Raw genomic sequence first — 25,448 nt, 5'->3', positions numbered from 1 at the left:
GGAGTGCGGCGGCCAACCACACATCCCCACCCTCTCCTCCTCCTCCCCCCGCCTCCTCCCCCCCACCCCCAACCCCCCCCCGCCGCCTCGGCCCCAACAAGGGGCCGAGGCGGTCTGCTGTTCGGCAAAAGCAGAGGCCCCCCGACGCTAGATCAGGGGGCCATCTTCCGGACGGGGGCCTCCCGACACCCCGACCGGGCTCTGCTTGGGGTTACGCGTCAAGGCCGCGCGGACGCATCCGGGCACCTTCCCCCGGGAGGAGTGTACCGACGGCGACCGAAGTTATACAGGGTGTACGAGCGATCTTCGAAACTGATTGCCAGGGCCGAACGGTGTTTGGGATTTTTTCGGGATTCACAAGATCCAACCATGTAGAAAACCCGGCCCTTCCGTAGAAGGACCGGGTCTCCGACCTGGCGTTATACCTCGGTGGGGCTAACAGGACTTGAACCTGTGGCCTCTTCCTTATCAGGGAAGCGCTCTAACCGTCTGAGCTATAGCCCCGCGCTGCACCGAAAGATTAGCGCACCCAGGGCCAAGTCCCAAAATCGATAGCCGCCGCCCTACTCGTCCTCGGCGAGGGTGAGCTCCACGCCCCCCACGAACCCGGCCGACAGGTTGTAGATGAAGGCCCCCAGCGTGGCCAGCGCCGTCGCCAACACCACGTCGATCACCGCGATGATCGATGTGAACAGCAGCACCCGCGGCAGCGACAGGAACGACTGGAGGTCGAAACCGCCGCCGTCGTTGGAGCCCGTCGCCTCGCTGATCGTCCCGCCGACCGTGGAGAAGACGCCCATCGCGTCCATCACCATCCACAGCACCGACGCCGCCACGATCGTGCACACGCCCAGCGCGATCGACAGCAGGAAGCTGACCTTCATCACCGACCACGGATCGGCTTTCGCCACCCGCAGCCGCGCCTTGCGCGTACGCGGCTCCGTACGGACACCGGTCCGCGGTCTCCGCACGCCCTGCTGTTCCGACCCGCCCGCGGCGCCACCACCCGTACCGCCTCCGGCACCACCGCCCGTACGCTCCGCCGGCGGCGCGTACGCCTGCGGCGGTTGGTACGGCTGCGCGGGCTGCTGCTGCCCCCGACGCTCGCCGGGCAACGGCCCCGACGCATACGCGTCGTACGGCTGCGACCCTCGGGTGTCCGTCACGGTTCCCCCCTGGGAGTCTGCGGCAGCACCCCGGGCGCCGGCCGTATCGGTCGCGGGCCCGCCAGGCTTACGCCCCCCGGCACCCGCACCGCCCGCCGCGGCGCCCGTGGCTCCACTCAAGACTTACTCCTCGGTCTCCTCGGCCGAAGGCGCTTCGCCCTCGGCCGCCTCAGGCCCGTCACCCGCGGCTGCGTCGGCCAACTCAACGACCTCTTCAGCCTCGCGACCGGCCTCGGCGTTCCTGGCGATACCCACAACGGCATCGCGCTTACCCAGGTTGATCAGTTGGACGCCCATGGTGTCACGGCCCGTCTCCCTGACCTCGCTGACCCGCGTACGGATCACCCCGCCGCTCAGCGTGATGGCGAGGATCTCATCGCTCTCCTCCACCACCAGTGCGCCGACCAGCGAGCCGCGAACCTCCACGATCTTGGCGGCCTTGATACCCAGACCACCTCGTCCCTGGACGCGGTACTCATCGACATTCGTGCGCTTCGCGTACCCACCATCCGTAGCGGTGAAGACGAACGTACCGGCACGCACGACATTCATCGAGAGGAGCTCGTCTCCCTCCCGGAAGCTCATCCCCTTGACGCCCGAAGTGGCGCGCCCCATGGGACGCAGAGCCTCGTCCGTCGCGGTGAACCGGATCGACTGCGCCTTCTTGCTGATCAGAAGTAGATCATCTTCGGAGGAGACCAACTCCGCCCCGATCAGCTCGTCCTCGGTCCCATCCTCCGCCTCCCGGAGGTTGATCGCGATGACACCACCCGAACGCGGGGAATCGTAGTCCTTGAGCGAAGTCTTCTTCACCAGACCCGACTTCGTCGCCAGAACCAGGTACGGAACGGCCTCGTAGTCCCGGATCGCCAGGATCTGCGCGATCTGCTCGTCCGGCTGGAAGGCCAGCAGGTTGGCCACGTGCTGGCCCCGCGCGTCCCGGCCGGCGTCCGGCAGCTCGTACGCCTTGGCCCGGTACACCCGGCCCTTGTTGGTGAAGAACAGCAGCCAGTGGTGGGTGGTGGAGACGAAGAAGTGGTCGACGATGTCGTCCTGCTTCAGCTTCGTGCCCCGTACGCCCTTGCCGCCGCGCTTCTGCGAGCGGTAGTCCTCGCTCTTGGTCCGCTTGACGTAGCCACCCTTGGTGATGGTGACGACGATGTCCTCCTCGGCGATCAGGTCCTCGATGGACATGTCGCCGTCGAACGGCACCAGCTTCGAGCGCCGGTCGTCGCCGAACTTGTCGACGATCGCCGTCAGCTCCTCGCTGATGATCTGCCGCTGCCGCTCCGGCGAGGCGAGGATCGCGTTGTACTCGTTGATCTTCGACTGGAGTTCGTCGTGCTCGGCGGTGATCTTCCGGTGCTCCAGCGCGGCGAGGCGCCGCAGCTGCATCTCCAGAATCGCGTTCGCCTGGATCTCGTCGATCGTGAGCAGCCCCATCAGGCCCTCACGCGCGACGTCGACGGTGTCACTGCGCCGGATCAACGCGATGACCTCGTCGATCGCGTTGAGGGCCTTCAGCAGGCCGCGCAGGATGTGGGCGCGCTCCTCGGCCTTGCGCAACCGGAAGCGCGTCCGCCGGACGATGACCTCGACCTGGTGCATCACCCAGTTGCGGATGAACGCGTCGATCGACAGCGTGCGCGGCACCCCGTCGACCAGCGCCAGCATGTTCGCGCCGAAGTTCGTCTGCAGGTCGGTGTGCTTGTACAGGTTGTTCAGCACGACCTTGGCGACGGCGTCCCGCTTGAGGACGATCACCAGCCGCTGGCCCGTACGCGAGGACGTCTCGTCCCGTACGTCCGCGATGCCGCCGACCCTGCCGTCCTTCACCAGGTCGGCGATCTTCTGCGCGAGGTTGTCCGGGTTCACCTGGTACGGCAGCTCGGTGACCACCAGGCACTGCCGGTTCTGGATCTCCTCGACCGCCACGACCGCGCGCATCGTGATCGAGCCGCGGCCCGTGCGGTACGCCTCTTCGATGCCCTTGCGGCCCACCACGAGCGCACCGGTCGGGAAGTCCGGGCCCTTGATGCGGTCGATGAGCGCGTCGAGCAGTTCCTCCGGCGAAGCCTCCGGATTCGCCAGATACCACTGGGCGCCTTCCGCGACCTCGCGGAGGTTGTGCGGCGGGATATTGGTCGCCATACCGACCGCGATGCCCGCCGAGCCGTTGATCAGCAGGTTCGGGAACCGCGCCGGCAGTACCGTCGGCTCCTGATTGCGGCCGTCGTAGTTGTCCTGGAATTCGACGGTGCCCTCGTCGATGTCCCGGAGCATCTCCATGGCCAGCGGCATCATCTTGCATTCGGTGTACCGCATGGCCGCGGCCGGGTCATTGCCCGGTGAACCGAAGTTGCCGTTGGAGTCGACCAGCGGCATCCGCATCGACCAGTGCTGCGCCAGGCGCACCAGCGCGTCATAGATCGAGGAGTCGCCGTGCGGGTGGTACGTACCCATCACGTCGCCGACGACGCGCGCGCACTTGTAGAAGCCCTTCTCGGGCCGGTAACCGCCGTCGTACATCGCGTAGAGCACGCGCCGGTGCACCGGCTTGAGACCATCGCGCACATCGGGCAGCGCACGCGAGACGATCACGCTCATCGCGTAGTCGAGATACGAGCGCTGCATCTCCGTTTCGAGCCCGACGGGCTCGACGCGCATTCCCACGCCTTCCACGGCGGCGGGCTCGCCCTCCGGGGTCACGGAACCCACGGGAATGTCAGGTGTCTCGTCGGCCATTGCTGTTCAAAGTCCTTTCGAGCTGCGGCTGGAAAATCCCGTGGCGTATCACCGGGGACATGCCGACAGGGCTCAGATGTCGAGGAAACGGACGTCCTTGGCATTGCGCTGGATGAACGAGCGCCGAGCCTCGACGTCCTCGCCCATGAGCACCGAGAACAGGTCGTCCGCCTGCGCCGCGTCGTCCAGGGTGACCTGGCCCAGCACGCGGTGGTCGACGTCCATGGTGGTGATGCGCAGCTCCTCGGCGTTCATCTCGCCGAGGCCCTTGAAGCGCTGGACCGAGTCGTCCCTGATCCGCTTTCCGTTCTCCCGGCCGAGCCGGATCAGCGCGTCCCGCTCACGGTCGGAATACGCGTACTCGAAGTCGTCCCGACCCCACTTGATCTTGTAGAGCGGGGGACGCGAGAGATAGACGTGACCCGCCTCGACCAGCGGCCGCATAAAGCGGAAGAGGAAGGTGAGCAGCAGGGTGTTGATGTGCTGGCCGTCGACGTCGGCGTCCGCCATCAGAATGATCTTGTGATAGCGGAGCTTCTCGATGTCGAAGTCCTCGTGCACCCCGGTGCCGAACGCCGAGATCAGCGCCTGGACCTCGGTGTTCTGGAGGATCTTGTCGATCCGGGCCTTCTCCACATTGAGGATCTTGCCTCGGATCGGGAGGATGGCCTGGTACTGCGGATTACGGCCCGACTTCGCCGAACCACCGGCCGAGTCACCCTCGACGATGAAGATCTCGCACTTCGTCGGGTCATTCGACTGGCAGTCGCTCAGCTTGCCCGGCAGCGACGCGCTCTCCAGCAGCCCCTTGCGCCGCGTGAGATCCCGCGCCTTACGCGCCGCGACCCGCGCCGTGGCCGCCGTGATCGCCTTGCGGATGATGTCCGCGGCCTCATTGGGATTACGGTCGAACCAGTCCGTCAGGTGTTCGTGCACCACCCGCTGCACAAAGGTCTTCGCCTCCGTGTTGCCCAGCTTGGTCTTCGTCTGACCCTCGAACTGCGGCTCGCCGAGTTTGATCGAGATGATCGCCGTCAGACCCTCGCGAACGTCCTCGCCGGTGAGGTTGTCATCCTTCTCCCGGAGGAACTTCTTCTCGCGCGCGTAACGGTTCACCAGCCCGGTCATCGCCGCCCGGAAACCCTCTTCGTGCGTACCGCCCTCATGCGTGTGGATCGTGTTCGCGAAGCTGTACACGCTCTCGCTGAACTGGCTGTTCCACTGCATCGCGACCTCAAGGGAGAGCATCCGCTCCTTGTCCTCGGCCTCGATGTCGATCACCGTCGGGTGAATCAGCTCACCCTTGCGGGAATTGAGGTACTTCACGAAGTCGACGATGCCGCCCTCGTAGTGGTACTCGACCGAAAGCGGCTTGCCCTCCTCGTCGACATGATCGGCACGCTCGTCCTTCAGCGAGATGTGCAGTCCCTTGTTCAGGAACGCCATCTCCTGGAAACGCCGCGCCAGCGTCTCGAAGGAGTACTCCGTGGTCTCGAAGATGTCTCCGTCGGCCCAGAAGGTGACGGTCGTGCCCGTCTCCTCCGTCTCCTCGTTGCGCTGGAGCGGAGCCGTGGGCGTGCCGAGCTTGTAGTCCTGGGTCCAGCGGTAGCCGTCCGTCTTCACGTCGACCGACACCTTGGTCGACAGCGCGTTGACGACCGACACGCCGACTCCGTGCAGACCGCCGGAGACGGCGTAACCGCCACCGCCGAACTTGCCGCCCGCGTGCAGCACCGTCAGCACGACCTCGACCGCCGGCTTGCCCTCGGAGGGGACGATGCCCACCGGGATGCCGCGACCGTTGTCGATGACGCGCACCCCGCCGTCCGGCAGGATCGTGACGTCGATCTTGTCCGCGTGGCCGGCCATGGCCTCGTCGACGGAGTTGTCGACGACCTCCTGCACCAGGTGGTGCAGGCCCCGCTCACCGGTCGAGCCGATGTACATACCGGGACGCTTACGGACCGCGTCCAGACCCTCAAGGACCGTGATCGCACTGGCGTCGTACGACGGCTCGGCGTCGGCTGCGCCCGATGGAGCCCCTTCTGTCTGGGGAGCGGTGATGTTCTCGTTGGGGTTGCCGGAATCGGCCACGAAGCGCCCTTTCTGGCACAGCACAAGCCGTCGTCCCCTGCCTGCGGCGGGGATTCCCCGTTACGGGGCAGGCAGGAGCGGCTGCGTCGTTCGACATGTTCCGCGAGTCGGCGGGATTGCTACCAGTCTACCGGTAGCGCTGACATGAATGGGGGTTTGGCGGTACCTGAGTCCTCATGTGCCGCCCTGAACCGCTAACCGCCGACTCCCTATATGTGGCCCCGGCCTCCAGGAGGCTCACAGCGGCACTCAGCGCTTCGGGCTGTCAACCACCCGCTACCGTGAGCGGAGTCTCAGCCCCCACCCCCGCCTCACCCGTACGTATCCCCGGGTCCGCGGCTCCCCGGCGCCCGCAGCGGCCCGTACCGGCGCCCCGGACCGCCGGGCCCCGACACCTTGATCAGACGCACCGTGCCATGCCCCAGATCGGCGTTCAGCCGAGCCACCAACTGCGGTGCCAGCAAACGCAGTTGAGTCGCCCAGGCGGTCGAATCACACAACACCGTCAACACCCGGGCGTCCTCGTCGTACCGCTGCGGCTCACAGTGCTGCGCCACCTCCGGGCCCACCATCTGCGGCCAGCGCCCCATCACGCCGCCCACCGCGGCCGGCGTCTCCCAGCCACGCTCAGTGATCAACCGGTTGATCGCCGCACCCAACGGCAGCGGATCACGGCCGTCCGCACGCGCTCCGGAGCGCACGCCCCCACGCCGGGCCTGCCTCTTCTGCTGCACCGCGTTGCCCCGCGCCCGCGCCTGCTCCTTCGCCGCACGCAACGCCACCCGCGCCAAATCCACCCCGGACGGCTCCGGCGCCCGGGGAACCGACGGCTGATCGGCGGGCGACGACTGGTCGGCGGGCGCCAGCTGATCGGCGGGCGAGGGCCGCCCGGAAGACGAGGGCCGACCGTCGGACGAGGGCCGACCGGAAGACGACGGCCGGCCTGAGGGCGAGGGCTGCTCAGAGGGCGACGACCGGCCTGAGGGCGACCGGGGCTGCGAGGAAGGCCCCCACGGCTGCTCACTCATACGCGCTCGACCACACCCTCCGACACCGCGAACCGCGCCCCCGCCAGCACACCCGGCACATCGTCGGCCACCGCCGCCGTCACCAGCACCTGCTCACCCGGAGCGACCAGCTCCGCCAGCCGCTCCCGCCGCCGCACATCCAGTTCCGCGAAGACATCGTCCAGCACCAGCACCGGCTCACCGCCCTCGGCGCGCAGCAGCTCGTACGAGGCCAACCGCAGCGCCAGCGCGTACGACCAGGACTCGCCGTGGCTCGCGTACCCCTTCGCCGGCATCCCGCCCAGGTTCAGCAGCAGATCGTCCCGATGCGGGCCCACCAGGGTCACCCCGCGCTCGATCTCCTGCTTGCGCGCCCCCTCCAGCGCCGCGAGCACCAGCCCGAACAACTCCTCCCGGCCCGGCACCCCCGCCTCGCCAGGGGCCCCCGCAGGCACCTCGGGAAGCGCCTCACCCACCGAACCGCGGTACCCCAGCCCCACCGGGCCACCGCCCGGCGCCAACTGCTCGTACGCCTTGTCGGCCAACGGCTGCAGCACCGCCACCAGATCCAGCCGCTGCGCCAGCAGCTCCGCCGCCACCCGCGCCAGATGCTGATCCCACACGTCCAGCGTGGACAGATCCAGCTGCCGGCCGCCATGGCGCCGCGCCATCGCCGCGGTCTTGAGCAACGTATTGCGCTGCTTGAGGACCCGGTCGTAGTCCGAGCGCACCCCCGCCATCCGCGGCGACCGGGCGGTGATCAATTCATCCAGGAAACGGCGCCGCTCGCCCGGATCGCCCTTGACCAGCGCCAGATCCTCCGGCGCGAACAGCACCGTACGGACGATGCCCAGCACGTCCCGCGGCCTGACCTGCGACGACCGGTTGATACGGGCCCGATTCGCCCGCCCCGGATTCAGCTCCAGCTCGACCAGCTGCTGCCGCTCGTCCTGCACCACCTGGGCCCGGACGATCGCGCGCTCCGCCCCCATCCGCACCAGCGGCGCGTCGGAGGAGACACGGTGGCTGCCGAGGGTGGCCAGATAGCCGACCGCCTCGACGAGATTGGTCTTCCCCTGACCATTGGGCCCCACGAAAGCCGTCACGCCCGGATCGAGCGGAACCTCGACCCGGGCGTACGAGCGGAAGTCGGCCAGCGACAAATGCGAAACGTGCATGGGTGCGCGCCGACCTCTCCCGGCTGCTTACTACGTAGCTGAGCTGCTTACTTCTTGTTCTCGACGGCGTGGCCGCCGAACTGGTTGCGCAGCGCGGCGATCATCTTCATCTGCGGGGAGTCGTCCTGCCGGGACGCGAAACGCGCGAACAGCGACGCCGTGATCGCCGGCAGCGGCACCGCGTTGTCGATCGCGGCCTCCACCGTCCAGCGGCCCTCGCCGGAGTCCGCGGCGAAACCGCGCAGCTTCTCCAGGTGCTCGTCGCCATCGAGCGCGTTGACGGCCAGGTCGAGCAGCCAGGAGCGGATGACCGTGCCCTCCTGCCAGCTGCGGAAGACCTCGCGGACGTCGGTGACGGAGTCGACCTTCTCCAGCAGCTCCCAGCCCTCGGCGTACGCCTGCATCATCGCGTACTCGATGCCGTTGTGGACCATCTTGGCGAAGTGCCCAGCCCCGACCTTGCCCGCGTGGACCGAGCCGAACTCGCCCTCCGGCTTGAGCGCGTCGAAGATCGGCTGCGCCTTCGCGACGTCCTCGGTGGTGCCGCCGTACATCAGGGCGTAACCGTTCTCCAGGCCCCAGACACCGCCCGAGACGCCGCAGTCGACGAAGCCGATGCCCTTGGCGGCCAGCTCTTCCGCGTGCTTCTCGTCGTCCGTCCAGCGGGAGTTGCCGCCGTCCACGAGCACATCGCCGGGCGAGAGCAGCTCGGAGAGCTCGTCGACGGTGGACTGGGTCGCCGCGCCCGCGGGGACCATGACCCACACCACGCGCGGACCCTTGAGCGAGTCCACGAGCTCATTGAGGCTCTGGACATCCGCGAGGTCCGGATTGCGGTCGTATCCGATGACGGTGTGGCCTGCGCGGCGGATGCGCTCGCGCATGTTGCCGCCCATCTTGCCGAGACCGACGAGACCGAGCTCCATCAGTGATCCTCTATGCCGTAGTCGTTGCGATTCGTACCTGAGGCCGAGCCTACGCCCGCGGGTGCGTGCACACCTGTGGGCTCAGCCGCTCATCGGCCGACCGGCGGCCGGGCCGGTCCGGAGCGGGGGCGAAGCCCCGTTTCCGCCCCGCCCACCCGATGTCCCCGGCGTCAGCCGGAGAGCCGGACCGGCATGATCAGGTACTTGTACGCCTCATCCGCCTCGGCATCCACGGCCGGCCGGCCGCTGAGCAGCGCGGGCTTCGTGGAGGTCGTGAAGGAGAGCTGGGCGACCGGCGAGTCGATCGCCGACAGCCCCTCCAGCAGGAAGCCCGGGTTGAACGCGATCGAGATGTCGTCCCCGTCGAGCTGCGCGTCGACGCGCTCCACAGCCTGTGCGTCGTCGCTGGAGCCCGCCTCCAGGATCAGCACGCCCTGCTCGAAGCTGAGCCGCACCGGGGTGTTCCGCTCGGCGACCAGCGCCACACGCTTGACGGCCTCGACGAACGGCGCGGTCTCGATCACGGCGATGGAGTTGAACTCCGTCGGGAAGAGCGTGCGGTACTTCGGCAGGTCGCCTTCGAGCAGCCGGGTCGTCGTACGGCGGCCGGCGCCCTCGAAGCCGATCAGCCCCTCGCCGGCGCCCGAGCCGGACAGCGCCAGCGACACCGTGTCGCCGCCGCTGAGCGACTTGGCCGTGTCCAGGAGCGTCTTGGCGGGCACCAGGGCGACCGCGGAGATGTCCGGGGTCTCCGGCTTCCACATGAACTCGCGGACGGCGAAGCGGTAGCGGTCGGTGGAGGCCAGGGTGACGGTGTCGCCCTCGATCTCGATCCGCACACCGGTGAGGACGGGCAGCGTGTCGTCGCGGCCGGCGGCGATGGCGACCTGGGCGGCGGCCGCGGCGAAGACCTCACCGGCGACGGTGCCCGTGGCGTTCGGCATCTGCGGCAGCGCCGGGTACTCCTCCACAGGGAGTGTGTGGAGTGTGAACCGGGACGAGCCGCAGACGACGGTCACCCGTACACCGTCGGTGGAAATCTCCACGGGGCGGTTGGGCAGCGCCCGGCAGATGTCGGCCAGCAGCCTGCCGGAGACGAGAACCGTGCCGCCCTCTTCCACGTCCGCCTCGACGGAGACGCGGGCCGAGACCTCGTAGTCGAAGCCCGACAGGCTCAGTGCGCCATCCTCCGCCTTCAGCAGAAGGCCCGCGAGGACGGGCACCGGCGGACGGGCCGGGAGGCTCTTGGCCGCCCAGGCCACTGCCTCCGCGAGTACATCGCGCTCCACCCGGATCTTCACCGGAAACCGCCTCCTGCTGTTGCTGGCTCGCCCTGCTGGCCTTCGTCGTCGGCTGATTTGCCGGAGACCAGTCTGACGCACAGCACCGACAGTCGGTGCGGCTCGGGGTCAAGTCGGGGCGGGAGGTGTCGGGCCGCTTGGCGCCGAGTTGTGCACAGGGCCCACTTCCAAGCGAGTTCCCAGCTACATCTAAGTAGTCGTAGTAGTAGGTCCTGTGGAAACCGTGGACAACCTGCTTTTCGCAGGTCAACACGGGTTTTTTGTCCACCGGTCCTGTGGGTGGCACCCGTGGATAACCCCGTGTCTCTGTGGACCGCCGAAAGTTCTGCACACCCGATGCACAGGGAGGGGGTACTTCTCCCCAGCGCCGTCCCCAGAAATACCCATGTTCCCCACAGCCCAACCAACCTCCTTGATGTGACGCCTTTCACTCGCCACGGTGATCTGGGGTGTCGCGTTGCCGAACAGTGGACAGAGGTGTGGAAAGGCTGTGCACAAGACGGGCATCCCTGTGGGCGGCCGGTGGACGACGAACCGGACGTCCTGGGGGCCGAACTTTCATCCACACCCTGTGGATGAAAGTTAGCCACAAATCCCCAAGCCTCTGACCTCCCCTGATACTGCATCAGCGGCGGGCCTTGTGGACGCAGTCTGGACAACTTGGCGGTCCCCAGGGTGTGGACGGGGGTTCGTCCCCTCATCTGTGGAGAAGCGGCGCCCGGCGGCCCGTAATCGAACAGTCCCGGTGGCCGCGGGCGGCTCGCGACGGGACTCCGGTGCCCCTCCTGCGTCCCTCCGGAGCCTCCGGAACGACGAAAAGGCGCTCCAGGAGTCCTCCTGGAGCGCCCTGAGCGCCGCGGGTCAGCTGTTCTTGATGCGGTTCGTCAGCTCGGTCACCTGGTTGTAGATGGACCGGCGCTCGGCCATCAGCGCCCGGATCTTGCGGTCCGCGTGCATCACGGTCGTATGGTCCCGGTTGCCGAACTGCGCGCCGATCTTCGGCAGCGACAGGTCCGTCAGCTCCCGGCACAGATACATCGCGATCTGGCGCGCGGTGACCAGCACCCGGCTGCGTGAGGCCCCGCAGAGGTCCTCGACGGTGTGCCCGAAGTAATCCGCGGTCGCCGCCATGATGGCGGGCGCGGTGATCTCCGGTGAGGCGTCCTCGCCGCCGGGGATCAGATCCTTGAGCACGATCTCCGTCAGCCCGAGGTCGACGGGCTGGCGGTTCAGGCTCGCGAACGCCGTCACCCGGATCAGCGCGCCCTCCAGCTCGCGGATGTTGCGCGAGATCCGCGAGGCGATGAATTCCAGCACCTCGGGGGGCGCGTTGAGCTGCTCCTGGACCGCCTTCTTACGGAGGATCGCGATGCGCGTCTCCAGCTCCGGCGGCTGCACATCGGTGGTCAGACCCCACTCGAAGCGGTTGCGGAGCCGGTCCTCCAGGGTCACGAGCTGCTTGGGCGGCCGGTCCGAGGAGAGCACGATCTGCTTGTTGGCGTTGTGCAGGGTGTTGAACGTGTGGAAGAACTCCTCCTGCGTCGACTCCTTGCTCGCGAGGAACTGGATGTCGTCGACCAGCAGGATGTCGACATCCCGGTAGCGCTTGCGGAACGTGTCGCCCTTGCCGTCGCGGATCGAGTTGATGAACTCGTTGGTGAACTCCTCGGAGCTCACATAGCGCACGCGGGTGCCGGGGTAGAGGCTGCGCGCGTAGTGCCCGATGGCGTGCAGCAGGTGGGTCTTGCCGAGGCCCGATTCCCCGTAGATGAAGAGGGGGTTGTACGCCTTGGCCGGCGCCTCGGCGACCGCGACGGCCGCCGCGTGGGCGAAGCGGTTGGACGCGCCGATGACGAAGGTGTCGAAGAGGTACTTCGGGTTGAGACGGGCGTGGGGCTCGCCGGGAGCGGGCGCCGGGGCCGGCTGTGCGGCGAGCGGGCCGGGCGCGCCGGTGGGCGCGGGCAGAGCGCTCCCACCGCCGTTTCCGCGGCCCCCCTGGCCGGTCTGGCCGACCTGGCCGCTGTTGCGCAGATGGCCGGGCGGGCCGTCGTGGAGGTCGCGGCGCTGCTGCTGGTCGTACGGCAGGCGCTCCGGCGCCGCGGAGCGGTAGTCCGAGGGGGGCTGCTGGTGCTCGTACTGCGACTGGTCGTATTGCTGGTCGTACTGCTGGGACGGGTGCTGCTGGCCGCGCTGGTTGTGCTGCGCGTAGGGGTCGTTCTCCGGGAAGCCGCCCAGGCGCGGCTGCTGCCAGCCGTAGTTGTCGTGGGGGCGCGGCCAGGCGCCGGGGTCGGGGCGCTGCTGGTACTCGGGGTACGCGGGACGCGCGGTCGGGAGCTGGTCGTCGGCGGGGGCCTGGCGTCCGTAGCTCTCGCGGTTGTCGTAGCCGTCGTAGGTGTCGCGGGGCGGTTCCTCATAGTGCTGCTGCTGAGGCCGCTCTTGGTGCTGCTGGTGCAGGGGGGCCGGTGGCTGGGGCGCGGGGGGCTCGCCGGCGGAGGAGTCGACGGTGATCGCGATCCGGATGGGGCGGCCGCACTCGCGGCTGAGGGTCTCGCTGACGATGGGCGCCAGGCGGCCTTCGAGCACGCCCTTGGCGAATTCGTTGGGCACGGCGAGCAGCGCGGTGTCGGCGACGAGCGCGAGCGGCTGGCAGCGGGTGATCCAGCGTTCGTCCTTGGCCTCGACCCCTTGGCCCCTCCCTTCGCCGAGAAGCTGCTCCAGTACGCGTGGCCACACTGCGGCAAGATCGGCGGGCAGGTCGGCCACAGGGCACGCTCTCTCAGTCACTGGGGGCACCCGGGTGTCCCACGAAGGTGTGGTTCTCGGGACGGGCGGGAAGGATGCGGAGTTCAGCCAAGGTAGTCAGGGCGAGGTGCGGGGTTCAAGTCGTTGTCCACAGGGGTGTGCACAAATGTGCCACGGGGGACGGCCAGGCGTCTCGGTGGGCTCGCGTAGGGTTACGGTTCTTCATGGTGTGCCGCCGGTTTGACCGGATGGCGTAGCCGTGCGTACCGTGAGCAGGTCGAGTTGTCGATGGCTGCTGCCGCCTGCCTCCGATGGGCAAAGATCACGTACTTCGGTTCGTGGTTCTGAAGCGGTGCACTCGGGCGTATTACGAGCTTCTCGTGGGCGCACGGTGACAGCCAGGCGATGTCCCGCCATCACCCGATTCATTTCTGGAGCCCCCGAGTGAGCAAGCGCACCTTCCAGCCGAACAACCGCCGCCGCGCGAAGACCCACGGCTTCCGGCTGCGTATGCGCACCCGTGCCGGCCGCGCGATTCTCGCGTCCCGCCGTGGCAAGGGTCGCGCCAGCCTTTCCGCCTGATCTCGCATAGGTCATGACGTGCTGCCTACCGAGTCTCGGCTGAGGCGGCGCGAGGACTTTGCGACCGCGGTACGCCGAGGACGCAGGGCCGGGCGCCCACTCCTCGTCGTCCACTTCCGCAGTGGTCCAACGGACCCGCACCCGCCTGGGGAGAGTGCTCCTCCGGTGCGTGCGGGTTTCGTCGTCAGCAAGGCCGTGGGCGGTGCTGTTGTACGCAACCTGGTGAAGCGGAGACTGCGTCACCTCATGCGGGACCGGCTGGAGTTTTTTCCCGCCGGTAGCCTGGTTGTTGTACGGGCGCTGCCCGGCGCGGGCGAGGCCGACCACGGTCAGCTTGCCCGTGATCTCGACGCCGCGATCCAGCGGCTGGTGAACGGCGCGCCGCGACGCTGCAATCCCCCGGGAGGCGACCCCCGGAACCCCGGCCGAGACCCGGGAGGGAGCGCACAGTGAAGTATCCGCTGCTCTGGTTGATCAAGCTGTACCAGTGGACCATCAGCCCCCTGCTGGGGCCGGTCTGCAAGTACTACCCGTCCTGCTCGCACTATGGCTACACGGCTATCAACGTGCACGGCGCGGTCAAAGGAACGGTGCTGACGGCGTGGCGCATCCTGCGCTGCAACCCGTGGTCGCTCGGTGGCGTCGACCACGTACCTCCCCGGAAGCATCCGGTCTGGCATCAGCGGCTGAGGAGCCGCCTGGGCGGGAGTTCTGCCGAGCCCGCCGCACAGCCCGAGACTCAGCCCAACGCCCAAGGAGCCTGATTCGTGGACACGATCCTCGGTCCTCTTTATAAAGTAGTTTCCTGGATCATCGTCCAGTTCCACTCGTTCTACAGCTTGATCTTTGACAAGAACAGTGGCTGGGCCTGGGGTCTGTCCATCGTCTCGCTGGTGATCCTGATCCGCATCTGCCTGATCCCGCTTTTTGTGAAGCAGATCAAGGCGACGCGGAACATGCAGGTGCTCCAGCCGAAGATGAAGGCGATCCAGGAGCGCTACAAGAGCGACAAGCAGCGCCAGTCCGAAGAGATGATGAAGCTCTACAAGGAGTCGGGCACCAACCCGCTTTCGAGCTGTCTCCCGATTCTGGCGCAGTCCCCGTTCTTCATCTCGCTGTACCAGGTCCTGAACCACATCGCTCAGGGCAGGGTCGTCGGCGTCATCGACAAGCCGTTGCTGGAGAGTGCCCGTGAGGCGCACATCTTCGGCGCCCCGCTGTCCGTGAAGTTCATGGACAGCTCGTCGAAGGTCGAGGCGCTCGGCGCCACGCTGACCGATGTGCGCGTCGTGACGATCATCATGATCGTGCTGATGTCCGCGTCGCAGTTCTACACGCAGCGCCAGCTGATGACGAAGAACGTCGACCTGACGGTCAAGACGCCGTTCATGCAGCAGCAGAAGATGCTGATGTACGTCTTCCCGATCATGTTCGCCGTGTTCGGCATCAACTTCCCCGTCGGTGTCCTCGTCTACTGGCTGACCACCAACGTGTGGACCATGGGTCAGCAGATGTTCGTCATTCGCCGCAACCCGACCCCTGGCAGCCTCGCCTTCACGCAGCGCCAGGAGAGGATGCGGGCGAAGGGCAAGCTGACGGAGGACCCGGAAGAGGTCGAGGCGAAGAAGGCGGTCGAGGCCGCCCGCGCGAATCGACAGCAGCCCAAGCGGCAGCCCAAGGCGAAGCGTCAGACCGGTGCTGCCGTCCAGGGCGGGGCCCAGACCACGGGTACCGAGGCGGCCGAGCCGTCGGCCGAGCGCAGCAGGGCCGGCAAGTCGGGCAAGGCGGATGCCAAGCCGTCGCTGGACAAGAAGCAGCCGGAGGACGCCAAGCCCAAGGCGGCCGGTGGCTCTTCTTCCCGTAACGCCAAGTCCGGGCAGCGCAAGGGCCCGCAGCGGCCCAAGCACCCGTCCAAGAAGTAGAAGGAGTCCACAGTGACGGACACACAGCGTCAGTCGGGTGGGGTCGCCGCCGAGGGAACCGACACCCTGTCCCGCCTTGAGCAGGAAGGCGAGATCGCGGCCGACTACCTTGAGGGGCTGCTGGACATCGCCGACCTCGACGGCGACATCGATATGGATGTGGAGGCCGATCGGGCCGCCGTATCGATCATCAGCGAATCGACCAGCCGGGACCTGCAGAAGCTGGTGGGCCGCGACGGCGAGGTGCTGGAGGCGCTCCAGGAGCTGACCCGGCTGGCGGTGCACCGTGAGACCGGGGACCGCAGCCGGCTGATGCTGGACATCAGTGGCTTCCGCGCGCGTAAGCGCGAGGAACTGGCGGAGCTGGGCGCCAAGACCGCCGAGGAGGCGAAGGGGAGCGGTGAGCCGGTGAAGCTGCGGCCGATGACGCCCTTCGAGCGGAAGGTCGTCCATGACGCGGTGGCCGCCGCGGGGCTGCGCAGCGAGTCCGAGGGCGAAGAGCCCGAGCGCTGCGTGGTCGTACTCCCGGCCTGACGGCCCGGACCCCAAGGTGTGCACGGCCCCGTCTGCTCGCAGGCGGGGCCGAATCTTGTCAGCCTGACTCAACGTTCGACATCGTGGTTTCGACAACGTGGTACGGAAGGACGGTCCCCCGTGACGGAGGCAGGAGAGCTTCCCCCGGCGCCGGAGGCGGCGCGCGAGGTATTCGGCGAGCGCTTTCCGGAGGCTGTCCGGTACGCGGAACTGCTCGCGGATGCGGGTGTGCGGCGGGGGCTGATCGGTCCGCGTGAGGTTCCCCGGTTGTGGGAGCGGCACCTGCTGAATTGCGCGGTCCTCTCGGAGGCTGTCGCCGAGGGTGTGTCCGTGTGCGATGTGGGGTCCGGTGCGGGGCTGCCGGGCATCCCGCTGGCACTGGTACGGCAGGACCTCCACATCACGCTGCTGGAGCCCCTGCTGCGTCGTACGACGTTCCTCCAGGAGGTGGTCGAGCTGTTGGGGCTGGACCACGTCACGGTGGTGCGGGGGCGTGCCGAGGAGGTCCTGGGGACCCTTCAGCCGGTGCATGTGGTGACGGCTCGCGCGGTGGCTCCGTTGGATCGGTTGGCCGGCTGGGGCGTTCCGCTGTTGCGTCCTTACGGAGAGATGCTGGCTCTGAAGGGTGATACGGCCGAGGAGGAGCTGAAGGGCGCTCGGGCGGCACTGAGCAAGCTCGGAGTGGTGAAGACGTCGGTGCTGCAGGTGGGCGAGGGAGTGGTGGATCCGCTCTCGACGGTAGTGCGCGCCGAGGTCGGAGAGAGCCCTGGCGGCGTGAGGTTCGCCGCGAAGCGGGCGAAGGCGGCACGGGTCAGCCGGACGCGCCGCCGTCGCTGAATCGGGTTTCGTAGGAGCAATGCTCCATACAAGCTGCCAAAACTACGCATTACGGAGTGTCGTGGACGCGTAGCGCGGTCGGCCATGCATCGTGTTTCACGTGAAACGACGTTCCTTGCTGCATGGAATCATCAGCCGCGGTCGCGCGGCTGCCGCGCCGCGTAGTCGTAGGCCCGTTAGTGGCATGGAGTTGTCCACAGACAGCCGTTCATCCACAGGAGAGCGGGCCCCGCTGGTTCATGACCCTGAAGGCATGGCAGGCTCTGTTCATTGCGAGCCTGATGTCGAGGAGAGTGAATCCTTGCGGTCCGACGCCAACATCGCGGGGCCGATGGCCGACCCGGTCCCCGGTCCCCGTTCTGCTGAGTCCGAGCTGGGGGCTGCCCCAGGGCCTCCGAACGGGGAGGACGTTTCACGTGAAACGCCTCCCCCTATGGACGACACCCCGATCGGTCGAGCCGCCCAGCTGGCGGTGGAGGCCCTCGATCGTGCGGGAGAGGCCCTGCCGAGGCCGGACCAGACCCGTGTCATGGTGGTCGCCAACCAGAAGGGTGGGGTGGGCAAGACCACGACGACCGTGAACCTGGCGGCATCTCTCGCGCTTCATGGCGCTCGGGTGCTGGTCGTCGACCTCGACCCGCAGGGCAACGCCTCCACCGCCCTGGGGATCGATCACCACGCCGAGGTCCCATCCATCTACGACGTGCTCGTCGACAGCAGGCCACTGTCCGACGTGGTTCAGCCGGTGGTCGATGTGGAGGGGCTCTTCTGCGCCCCTGCCACCATCGATCTGGCCGGCGCAGAGATCGAACTGGTCTCGTTGGTGGCCCGGGAGAGCCGTCTGGATCGTGCGATCCAGGCGTACGAGCAGCCGCTGGACTACATCCTCATCGACTGCCCGCCCTCCCTCGGGCTGCTGACCGTCAACGCTCTGGTCGCGGGCGCGGAGGTGCTCATCCCGATTCAGTGCGAGTACTACGCACTGGAGGGGCTTGGGCAGCTGCTGCGCAATGTCGACCTGGTGCGCGGGCATCTCAATCCCAAGCTCCATGTCTCGACGATTCTGCTCACCATGTACGACGGCCGGACGCGGTTGGCCTCGCAGGTGGCAGACGAGGTCCGGACGCACTTCGGCAATGAGGTGCTGCGGACCAGCATCCCGCGCTCGGTCCGGATCTCAGAGGCCCCCAGCTACGGGCAGACGGTATTGACCTACGACCCGGGGTCCAGCGGTTCGCTCTCCTATTTGGAGGCGGCTCGTGAGATCGCTCTGCGGGGCGTCGGCATTTTCTACGACAGCAGTAAGGCCCATGCCAAGGGCCGTCACCATCAGCAAGACCAGCAGAGTGTGTCGGAGGGGTTCAGTGAGTGATCGACGTAGGGGGCTGGGCCGTGGGCTCGGTGCACTGATCCCCCCGGCGCCTACGGCATCGGACAGCCCGTCGGTAGGGGCTGGAGTGACCTCCCCGTCGGCGGTGCCGATCCTGACGCAGGAGCGGGGCGTGGCCGCGGCCAAGGTGGCGAAGCTTTCCAAGAGCAGCGTTTCACGTGAAACGGATGAGCCGTCGCCCGTGGAAAAGGAAACAGCCGCTACGGCGGCCGAGGGAGTTGTAGGGGCGACCTTCGCCGAGCTGCCCCTGAAGGCCATCGCCCCGAATCCGCGGCAGCCGCGGAGCGATTTCAATGAGGAGGCTCTCGCCGAGCTGGTCACCTCCGTACGCGAGGTGGGCTTGCTCCAGCCGGTCGTGGTTCGGCAGGTATCGCCGGGCAAGTACGAGCTCATCATGGGCGAACGCCGGTACAAGGCGTGCAGCGAGGCCGGGATGGAGAAGATTCCTGCCATCATCCGGGCGACCGACGACGAGAAGCTGCTGCTCGATGCCTTGCTGGAGAACCTGCACCGCGCACAGCTGAATCCGCTCGAAGAGGCCGCTGCCTACGACCAGTTGCTGAAGGACTTCAGCTGCACGCACGACGAGCTGGCCGACCGTATCGGCCGGTCCCGCCCTCAGGTGTCCAACACGTTGCGACTGCTGAAGCTGCCGCCGTCCGTGCAGAGTCGGGTTGCCGCAGGGGTGCTCTCCTCGGGGCATGCTCGGGCGTTGCTGTCCGTGGAGGACCCGGAGGAGCAGCAGCGCCTCGCGAAGCGCATCGTGGCCGAGGGGCTGTCGGTGCGGTCGATCGAGGACATCGTGAAGGGCATGGGCTCGCGACCGTCGGGCTCGGCCAAGGCCAAGGGGCCTCGGGCCGGCACCCGGGTCTCCCCTGCTCTGACCAACCTGGCCACGCGGCTGTCGGATCGTTTCGAGACTCGCGTGAAGGTGGACCTGGGTCAGAAGAAGGGAAAGATCGTCGTTGAGTTCGCCTCGATAGACGACCTGGAACGGATTCTGGGAGAACTGGCCCCGGGAGAGGGCCGGGTGCTGGAGCAGAAGCTGTCCGAGGAGAAGACGGAAGAGCCCTAGCCGAGGGCTTGCCGCCGAGGGCGGTCCGTGTCGCCGGTCACCGGGACACGGGCTGCCCTTTGCTCTGTCGCGCTACCCGTCCCCTCGCGGCGCGGATACGATGCGAAAGGTATGGCACATCCACGTTGGACGCTGTTCACGGAGGGGCGGGGCCATGCGATCGGTGAGCCGGACCGGGTTAGTGGCGACAGGGCTGAGCCTGGGGGCGGTCGGCGGATTCGTCGGCAGCCTTATCAGGGAGCGGAGCGCCCTGAGCGCCGCTCGCGGGGTGGCACGCGACGGAAGTGAGGAACTGGCTTCATGGGGCGTCGGCTTGTACCGCTCACACTGGACAACCTTCCGGACCTTCCCAAGCGCTGCCGCGCCTGTGTCTTCTGGGAGCTGGACCCCGTCAGCGGCGAAGCCGCGGTAAAGGCCGGCCGTCCGGAGCTGGAGAAGGAAGCGTGGATCTCCGCGGTCCTGCTGGAGTGGGGTTCGTGCGGGCGGGTCGTCTACGTCGATGATGTTCCGGTGGGCTTTGTGCTCTACGCTCCGCCGGCGTATGTGCCGCGTTCCACCGCCTTCCCCACCAGCCCCGTGTCGGCTGACGCCGTGCAGCTGATGACGGCATGGCTGATGCCTGGGTATCAGGGCCAGGGGCTGGGGCGGGTGATGGTGCAGACCGTCGCCAAGGACCTGATCCGGCGCGGGGTGAAGGCGATCGAAGCGTTCGGCGATGCGAGTTGGAAGGAACCGGCCTGTGTGCTGCCTGCCGACCATCTGCTCGCGGTCGGCTTCAAGACCGTACGTCCGCACCCGCGCTACCCGCGGCTGAGGCTGGAGTTGCGGACGACGATCTCCTGGAAGGAAGACGTCGAAATGGCTCTGGACCGGCTGCTCGGTGCGGTCCAGAAGGAACCGGCGCTGCGGCCTCTTTAGAGAGGGTGCACATGCGCGTGGGCCCGCCCTATCCAGGGCGGGCCCACGCGCATGTCTGCTGTTTCACGTGAAACAGCGAGTGTCAGCCGATGAACTCGGTCAGGTCGCGCTCGATCGCGGCCTTCGGCTTGGCACCGACGATGGTCTTGGCGACCTCGCCGCCCTGGTAGACGTTCAGGGTCGGGATCGACATGACGCCGTACTTGGCAGCCGTGCCGGGGTTCTCGTCGATGTTCAGCTTGACGATCTCGATCTTGTCGCCGTACTCGGCCGCGATCGCCTCAAGGGAGGGGGCGATCTGGCGGCACGGGCCGCACCAGGCGGCCCAGAAGTCGACGAGCACAGGCTTGTCGTTCTTCAGGACGGCCTCTTCGAAGGTGGCGTCGGTGACGGACTTGAGGGCGCCGGCCATGGCGATCTCCTTAGATGGTGGGGCAGTGGAGTGTGAGGGCTGGACGGGGTCAGGCGGTCTTCTCGGGCTCCGGCACGCTCTCGCTGTCGCTCAGGGCGGCGAGGTGGCGCTCGGCGTCCAGCGCTGCGGAGCAGCCGGTGCCGGCGGCGGTGATGGCCTGGCGGTACGTGTGGTCCACGACGTCGCCTGCGGCGAAGACGCCGGTGAGGTTGGTGTGGGTGGAGGGCGCCTCCACCGTGAGGTACCCCTCGTCGTCCAGCTTGAGCTGCCCCTTGAAGAGCTCGGTGCGCGGGTCGTGGCCGATGGCGATGAACAGGCCGGTGACGGGCAGCTCGGAGGTCTCGCCGGACTTGAGGTTGCGCAGAGTCAGGTGAGAGAGCTTGTTCTCACCGTGGATCTCGGCGACCTCACTGTCCCAGACGAACTTGATCTTCGGGTCGGCGAAGGCGCGCTCCTGCATGGCCTTGCTGGCGCGCAGCGTGTCGCGACGGTGCACGATGGTGACGGTCTTCGCGAAGCGGGAGAGGAAGGTCGCCTCCTCCATCGCGGTGTCGCCGCCACCGATCACTGCGATGTCCTGGTCCTTGAAGAAGAACCCGTCGCAGGTGGCGCACCAGGAGACGCCGCGGCCGGACAGCTCGTCCTCACGGGGCAGGCCCAGCTTGCGGTGCTGGGAGCCGGTGGTGACGATGACGGCCTTGGCGCGGTGGACGGTACCCGCAGAGTCGGTGACCGTCTTGATGTCTTCGCTGAGGTCGACGGCGATCACGTCGTCGGGGACCAGCTCGGCACCGAACCGTTCGGCCTGGGCGCGCATGTTGTCCATGAGGTCCGGGCCCATGATGCCGTCGCGGAAGCCGGGGAAGTTCTCCACGTCGGTGGTGTTCATCAGCGCACCGCCGGCGGTCACGGCGCCCTCGAAGACCAGCGGCTTCAGGGAGGCGCGGGCGGTGTAGAGCGCGGCCGTATAGCCCGCAGGCCCGGAGCCGATGATGATCACGTTGCGGACGTCGCTCACGGGTGTCTTCCTTGTCTCTGCCGACTGCTGTCTGGGGCCCTATTGGGTCTCACCCCACCCAACGGATACTACGGCGCGAGCATTCCCCGGAGGCGACAGCGCACGATGGTGTGCTCAGCCGCGAGCGTATGTGCGGTTCAGCAGGATCTTCCCCGGTGCTGGGGAGGAGGCGCCGGTACAGGAAGACGCGACGATGTAGGCGTCGACGCGCTGGTTGTCACCCTGGTGCGGCAGGACGATGAGATAGGCGTCCTGGCCCTCGTAGGTTTCCTGGTGTGCCGCGAGAGGCGCGTCGGAGCGGCCGATCCCTTCCCGTACGCAGGAGGGCGCGGTGGTGCCATTGTCTTGCAGGGGCATCTGGGGGGAGCTCTGTGCGCTCATACTGCGGGACTCGGCGGGCTTCCGGGCTGCCAGCAACTCCTGTACGCGTGACTCAAGAGTGGCGGAGGAGAGTCCGGAGGAGTCGCCCTGGCCCTTCTTCACCGAGTTGTGGGACTGGCCGCTCGTGCCGTCGTTGAACCCCGACTGGACGAGCAGACCGCCCACGGTGAGGACGGCTGCGGCGCATGCGGTGCCGAGAAGAGCCTTCGGCCAGCGGCGCCTGTGCGTGCGCCGGTCTGCGCCGGTCTTCTGGCTCTGCCGCCCGGGCCCTGTCGCGGCCCGGGAGTGGCCCACGGGGCGGCCGGCGGCCACCGAGGGGACGTGCGCGGTTTCACGTGAAACATGATCGGCAGCCGACGGGACGGACGGCGTGGTTTCGCGCGGCGACGCCGTTTCACGTGAAACAGAGGCGCTCTCCGAGAAAGCCGTGGAGTCGAGGAGCGCCTCGGCGGCGAGCGCTGCGTCAATGCGGCCCGCGACGTCGTCGGGCATGCGCACGGGTCCGGGGAGGGTGCCGAGCAGGTTGCGGATCTCGTCCAGAGACGCCCGAACGTCTTCGCACAGTTCGCAGTCCGCGAGGTGCTGCCGCACATCGGCTGTGCGGGTGGGTGGCAGGGTTCCTTCGCTGAGTGCGGAGATCTCAGCGACCTCCGGGTGCTCATCCGTGTCGGTCGTGGTTGTCACGCTCGCCCACCTCCGCCCTTCACGGGATCAGCATCGTTCGGCCCTGCCGGTGGTGGGACGGCTGTCCCCTGCGTCCGGTTCCTTCCCCCACCTGGGGGCGCGCTATCCCTGTTACTCGGGTGCAGATGGGTGACCATGGGGAGCAGCCGCGCGCGTCCCCGCGCGCATCGGCTTTTCACCGTGCCGACCGGCACGTCCAACACTTTGGCGGCCTCAGCCACGGGGTATCCCTGCATGTCGACGAGGACGAGGGCGGCGCGCTGATCGGCGGGCAGAGTGGCAAGCGCCCCGATCAGTTCGCGGTGGAGGTCGCTGCGCTCCGCGGGCACGGCGGCGGACTCCTCGGGTTCCAGCAGCTGTTCGAGCCGCTCGGTGTCGGCCACCGGCGAGGTGCGGCGGGAGGCCGCTTTGCGGGCCCGGTCGAGGCACGCGTTCACGGTGATGCGATGCAGCCATGTCGTGACGGCTGACTGGCCACGAAAACTGTGCGCGGCCCGGTAGGCGGAGACCAGGGCATCCTGGACGGCGTCTGCGGCCTCTTCCCGGTCTCCCAGGGTGCGCAGGGCCACCGCCCAGAGTCTGTCGCGATGGCGTTTGACGATCTCTCCGAAGGCATCGGGGTCGCCCTTGATGTGCAGGGCGAGGAGCTCGGCGTCGCTTGTGGCGTCACGTCTGACGTCGTCCAACGTCGAGCCCCTCCCCTTGGTGCCGACCGCTTCGGTCAGCTGCCTTTCACTTTGATCTCCGCGATCCCGCCCCGGTAACCGGTCTGTGTCCCAGAACCCGTTCCGTCGGGCGGAAGCTGGGTGACGTGGATCAGCAGGTACCGGGTGCGGACCGGCTTTTTGAGTGTTACGTCCAGCGAGGAGCCTGCCTTCTCCGACTTGCTGACGCGCTGGGAGAAGCCGGAGAGGGTGCTGGGGCTGCTCGACGTGGATGGGTCGGCCGCGAGGACCTCCGCTGTCTGCCCCGGACGGTACATGTCGACGTGGACGTCGGAGACGTTCTTTACGCTTCCGAGATCCACGACGATGCCGCTGCCGTCTTCCCGATTCGAGACGTTGCCGAATGCCGGCCATCCGCGGAACTGCCCTGTGATCCAGGCCGTGCTGGGATCTCCGTCGATGGCGTTTTCCGGATTCTTACCCGTGGGGACGTCCAACGGGGAGAACTCGGTGGCACCGCTGATAGCCAGCGGTTTGACCGCAGGCTTCTTTTCGGTGTCGTTGTGTCCCGACTGGGAGCTGGGCGGGTTGTCCTTGTCGTGCTCCTTCTTGAGGAGCGTGTCGGCGAGCTGCCAGCTGCCGAGACCCAGCGCCGCGATGAGCAGCGCCGAGACGGCCCACTTGAGGGCCTTTCCGGTGCGGCTCTGGAGGGGCGGCGGTGGCGGTGGCGGCGGTGCGGGATGCGTAGCGGGTCGGCCGGCTCGGGGCGGCTGGCCGTACGCGCCTTGCTGGTAGGTGGTCCGCTGGTACGACGGAGGGGCCGTGAAGCTGGGCTCCGGCGGCCGGATGCGGGGCATCGCGGCGACCGCCTTGGCGAGCTCCTCCGGGGTGGCGCAGGGCTGTTCTTGCCGCGAGGCGGTGGCACCGTCGTTGACGAGGGCGCGCATGGTGAGATCGGACAGGCCGCGGTGGATGCCCGCGCGGACCTGGTCGGGGGCGATGAGGCCGACGCCCTTGGGGAGCCCGGAGAGGCCGTGGGCGTCGTTCTCATAGGGCCAGCGCTGGGTGAGCGCGGCGTAGAGGAGCGCGCCGATCGCTTCGGTGTCCGTGCGCTGGGGCTCTTCGGAGGTGATGCCGCGCAGGGCGGCCATGACCGCGAGGCCGCGGATGCGGTACTGGCCGGACTCGGTGCGCAGCACAGAGCCGGGGTGCAGACGCAGGTGTGCCAGGCCCTCGCGGTGGGCGGCTGCCATGGCCTGGGAGACCTGGCTGACGAGCTGGAAGGCGTCGTGCGGTTCCAGGGGCCGGGCGGCCAGGAGGGCGGTGAGTTCGGTGGCGTCCGGTAGCCATTCGTGGACGACGTAGACGAGGTCGTTCTCCTCGACGGCGTCGAGGACCTGGACGAAGCGCGGGTCGCCGAGGAGTGCGGCCGAGCGGGCGGCGGCGAGGACCGGACGGGCTCGCGGGTGGTCTGCGGGCAGCAGGTGGACGCCGACGGCGCGGCGCAGTTTTTCGTCGACCGCACGCCAACTGCTGAATCCGTCCAGACGGGTGACGCACTCTTCGAGGCGGTAGCGTCTGGCGAGTTTATGGCCGCTGTGCAGCTCGGGGGATGGTGCTTCGGGCGCGGCGTTCTTGCTCTCTGCGCGCTCTGTGTCATTGTGCGCGTCGGCCTTGTTCTCGGCCTTCGCCCCGTCGGCCGTGACCTTGTCCGCCTTGGCGGTCAGCGACTTTTCGCCGCTGTCGTCGGTCACGTCGACGGCAGCCGTGCTCCGTTCAGCCACCGTCGTTCCTGCCTCCCCATCCGTTGCACGCTCTCCACAGCCAGGACAATTGTGCCCACAGTCCGGTGCTATGCACGACACGCGGTA

The 25,448-nt window shown here is 67.8% G+C and carries 21 protein-coding genes, 1 tRNA gene and 1 pseudogene; 9 read left to right on the top strand and 14 right to left on the bottom strand.

From position 1 onward, the window contains the following. Positions 1 to 430: 430 nt before the first annotated feature. From AC07AB_RS02395 to dnaA, 9 genes are all read right to left on the bottom strand, one after another. A tRNA-Ile gene (locus tag AC07AB_RS02395) sits at positions 431 to 504 on the bottom strand. A gap of 59 nt (positions 505 to 563) precedes the next feature. Then, positions 564 to 1,166, bottom strand: coding sequence for a DUF3566 domain-containing protein (locus AC07AB_RS02390; protein WP_478558695.1), 603 nt, complete (start codon positions 1,164 to 1,166; stop codon positions 564 to 566). Positions 1,167 to 1,289: 123 nt separating this feature from the next. Further along, positions 1,290 to 3,911: a DNA gyrase subunit A gene (gene gyrA / locus AC07AB_RS02385; protein WP_478558692.1), complete on the bottom strand. Its 2,622-nt coding sequence runs from the start codon at positions 3,909 to 3,911 to the stop codon at positions 1,290 to 1,292. Positions 3,912 to 3,983: 72 nt separating this feature from the next. Then, on the bottom strand, positions 3,984 to 6,029 hold the full coding sequence (gene gyrB, locus AC07AB_RS02380; protein ID WP_478558689.1) for a DNA topoisomerase (ATP-hydrolyzing) subunit B: 2,046 nt from the start codon (positions 6,027 to 6,029) through the stop codon (positions 3,984 to 3,986). Positions 6,030 to 6,316: 287 nt separating this feature from the next. Next, on the bottom strand, positions 6,317 to 7,033 hold the full coding sequence (locus AC07AB_RS02375; protein WP_478558686.1) for a DciA family protein: 717 nt from the start codon (positions 7,031 to 7,033) through the stop codon (positions 6,317 to 6,319). Continuing rightward, a complete protein-coding gene (gene recF, locus AC07AB_RS02370; RefSeq protein WP_478558683.1) occupies positions 7,030 to 8,190 on the bottom strand; it encodes a DNA replication/repair protein RecF in 1,161 nt (386 codons plus the stop codon). Before recF ends, AC07AB_RS02375 begins: the two co-directional genes overlap by 4 nt. A gap of 47 nt (positions 8,191 to 8,237) precedes the next feature. Continuing rightward, a complete protein-coding gene (gene gnd / locus AC07AB_RS02365; protein ID WP_478558680.1) occupies positions 8,238 to 9,116 on the bottom strand; it encodes a phosphogluconate dehydrogenase (NAD(+)-dependent, decarboxylating) in 879 nt (292 codons plus the stop codon). 170 nt (positions 9,117 to 9,286) lie between these two features. Continuing rightward, a complete protein-coding gene (dnaN, locus tag AC07AB_RS02360; RefSeq protein ID WP_478558676.1) occupies positions 9,287 to 10,417 on the bottom strand; it encodes a DNA polymerase III subunit beta in 1,131 nt (376 codons plus the stop codon). A gap of 861 nt (positions 10,418 to 11,278) precedes the next feature. Then, on the bottom strand, positions 11,279 to 13,180 hold the full coding sequence (dnaA, locus tag AC07AB_RS02355) for a chromosomal replication initiator protein DnaA (protein WP_478558673.1): 1,902 nt from the start codon (positions 13,178 to 13,180) through the stop codon (positions 11,279 to 11,281). A gap of 423 nt (positions 13,181 to 13,603) precedes the next feature. On the opposite strand from dnaA, the gene rpmH reads away from it, so the two are divergent. The 9 genes and pseudogenes from rpmH (at position 13,604) to AC07AB_RS02310 (ending at position 20,417) form a co-directional block, all read left to right on the top strand. Then, positions 13,604 to 13,741 carry a 50S ribosomal protein L34 gene (rpmH, locus tag AC07AB_RS02350; RefSeq protein WP_010985740.1) on the top strand — a complete coding sequence of 46 codons (138 nt, stop codon included), beginning with the start codon at positions 13,604 to 13,606 and terminating at the stop codon, positions 13,739 to 13,741. Between the two features lie 18 nt (positions 13,742 to 13,759). After that, positions 13,760 to 14,128, top strand: a pseudogene (gene rnpA / locus AC07AB_RS02345) (ribonuclease P protein component); the annotation flags it as partial. Between the two features lie 62 nt (positions 14,129 to 14,190). Then, positions 14,191 to 14,505 (top strand): membrane protein insertion efficiency factor YidD, encoded by a 315-nt coding sequence (gene yidD, locus AC07AB_RS02340; protein WP_030882169.1) that lies wholly within the window; start codon positions 14,191 to 14,193, stop codon positions 14,503 to 14,505. A 3-nt stretch (positions 14,506 to 14,508) separates the two neighbouring features. Further along, on the top strand, positions 14,509 to 15,663 hold the full coding sequence (gene yidC, locus AC07AB_RS02335) for a membrane protein insertase YidC (protein ID WP_478558670.1): 1,155 nt from the start codon (positions 14,509 to 14,511) through the stop codon (positions 15,661 to 15,663). A 12-nt stretch (positions 15,664 to 15,675) separates the two neighbouring features. Then, complete coding sequence (locus AC07AB_RS02330) at positions 15,676 to 16,197, top strand: Jag family protein (protein WP_478558667.1); 522 nt, start codon at positions 15,676 to 15,678, stop codon at positions 16,195 to 16,197. Positions 16,198 to 16,317: 120 nt separating this feature from the next. Next, on the top strand, positions 16,318 to 17,034 hold the full coding sequence (gene rsmG, locus AC07AB_RS02325; protein WP_478558664.1) for a 16S rRNA (guanine(527)-N(7))-methyltransferase RsmG: 717 nt from the start codon (positions 16,318 to 16,320) through the stop codon (positions 17,032 to 17,034). Between the two features lie 253 nt (positions 17,035 to 17,287). Further along, entirely contained in the window at positions 17,288 to 18,406 is a 1,119-nt protein-coding gene (locus tag AC07AB_RS02320) for a ParA family protein (RefSeq protein ID WP_478558661.1), read from the top strand. Beyond that, complete coding sequence (locus tag AC07AB_RS02315) at positions 18,399 to 19,499, top strand: ParB/RepB/Spo0J family partition protein (RefSeq protein ID WP_478558658.1); 1,101 nt, start codon at positions 18,399 to 18,401, stop codon at positions 19,497 to 19,499. The genes AC07AB_RS02320 and AC07AB_RS02315 overlap by 8 nt, the downstream gene beginning before the upstream one ends. A 300-nt stretch (positions 19,500 to 19,799) precedes the next feature. After that, positions 19,800 to 20,417, top strand: a complete 618-nt coding sequence (locus AC07AB_RS02310; protein WP_384384815.1) for a GNAT family N-acetyltransferase — start codon at positions 19,800 to 19,802, stop codon at positions 20,415 to 20,417. Between the two features lie 82 nt (positions 20,418 to 20,499). On the opposite strand, the gene trxA is transcribed toward AC07AB_RS02310, so the two are convergent. The 5 genes from trxA to AC07AB_RS02285 form a co-directional block, all read right to left on the bottom strand. Then, positions 20,500 to 20,829 (bottom strand): thioredoxin, encoded by a 330-nt coding sequence (trxA, locus tag AC07AB_RS02305; protein ID WP_478558656.1) that lies wholly within the window; start codon positions 20,827 to 20,829, stop codon positions 20,500 to 20,502. 49 nt (positions 20,830 to 20,878) lie between these two features. Beyond that, positions 20,879 to 21,847: a thioredoxin-disulfide reductase gene (gene trxB / locus AC07AB_RS02300; protein ID WP_478558654.1), complete on the bottom strand. Its 969-nt coding sequence runs from the start codon at positions 21,845 to 21,847 to the stop codon at positions 20,879 to 20,881. Between the two features lie 114 nt (positions 21,848 to 21,961). Continuing rightward, positions 21,962 to 22,912, bottom strand: a complete 951-nt coding sequence (locus AC07AB_RS02295) for an anti-sigma factor (RefSeq protein WP_478558651.1) — start codon at positions 22,910 to 22,912, stop codon at positions 21,962 to 21,964. Further along, positions 22,909 to 23,598, bottom strand: coding sequence for an RNA polymerase sigma factor SigM (gene sigM, locus AC07AB_RS02290; RefSeq protein WP_478558648.1), 690 nt, complete (start codon positions 23,596 to 23,598; stop codon positions 22,909 to 22,911). The genes AC07AB_RS02295 and sigM overlap by 4 nt, the downstream gene beginning before the upstream one ends. Before the next feature lie 35 nt (positions 23,599 to 23,633). Then, positions 23,634 to 25,361: a protein kinase family protein gene (locus AC07AB_RS02285; RefSeq protein ID WP_478558645.1), complete on the bottom strand. Its 1,728-nt coding sequence runs from the start codon at positions 25,359 to 25,361 to the stop codon at positions 23,634 to 23,636. Positions 25,362 to 25,448: the final 87 nt, after the last annotated feature.

It is taken from the genome of Streptomyces sp. NPDC044033 (assembly GCF_056434425.1).
The sequence above is the reverse complement of the archived record's forward strand: the minus strand, read 5'-3'. Positions and strand labels throughout refer to the sequence as shown.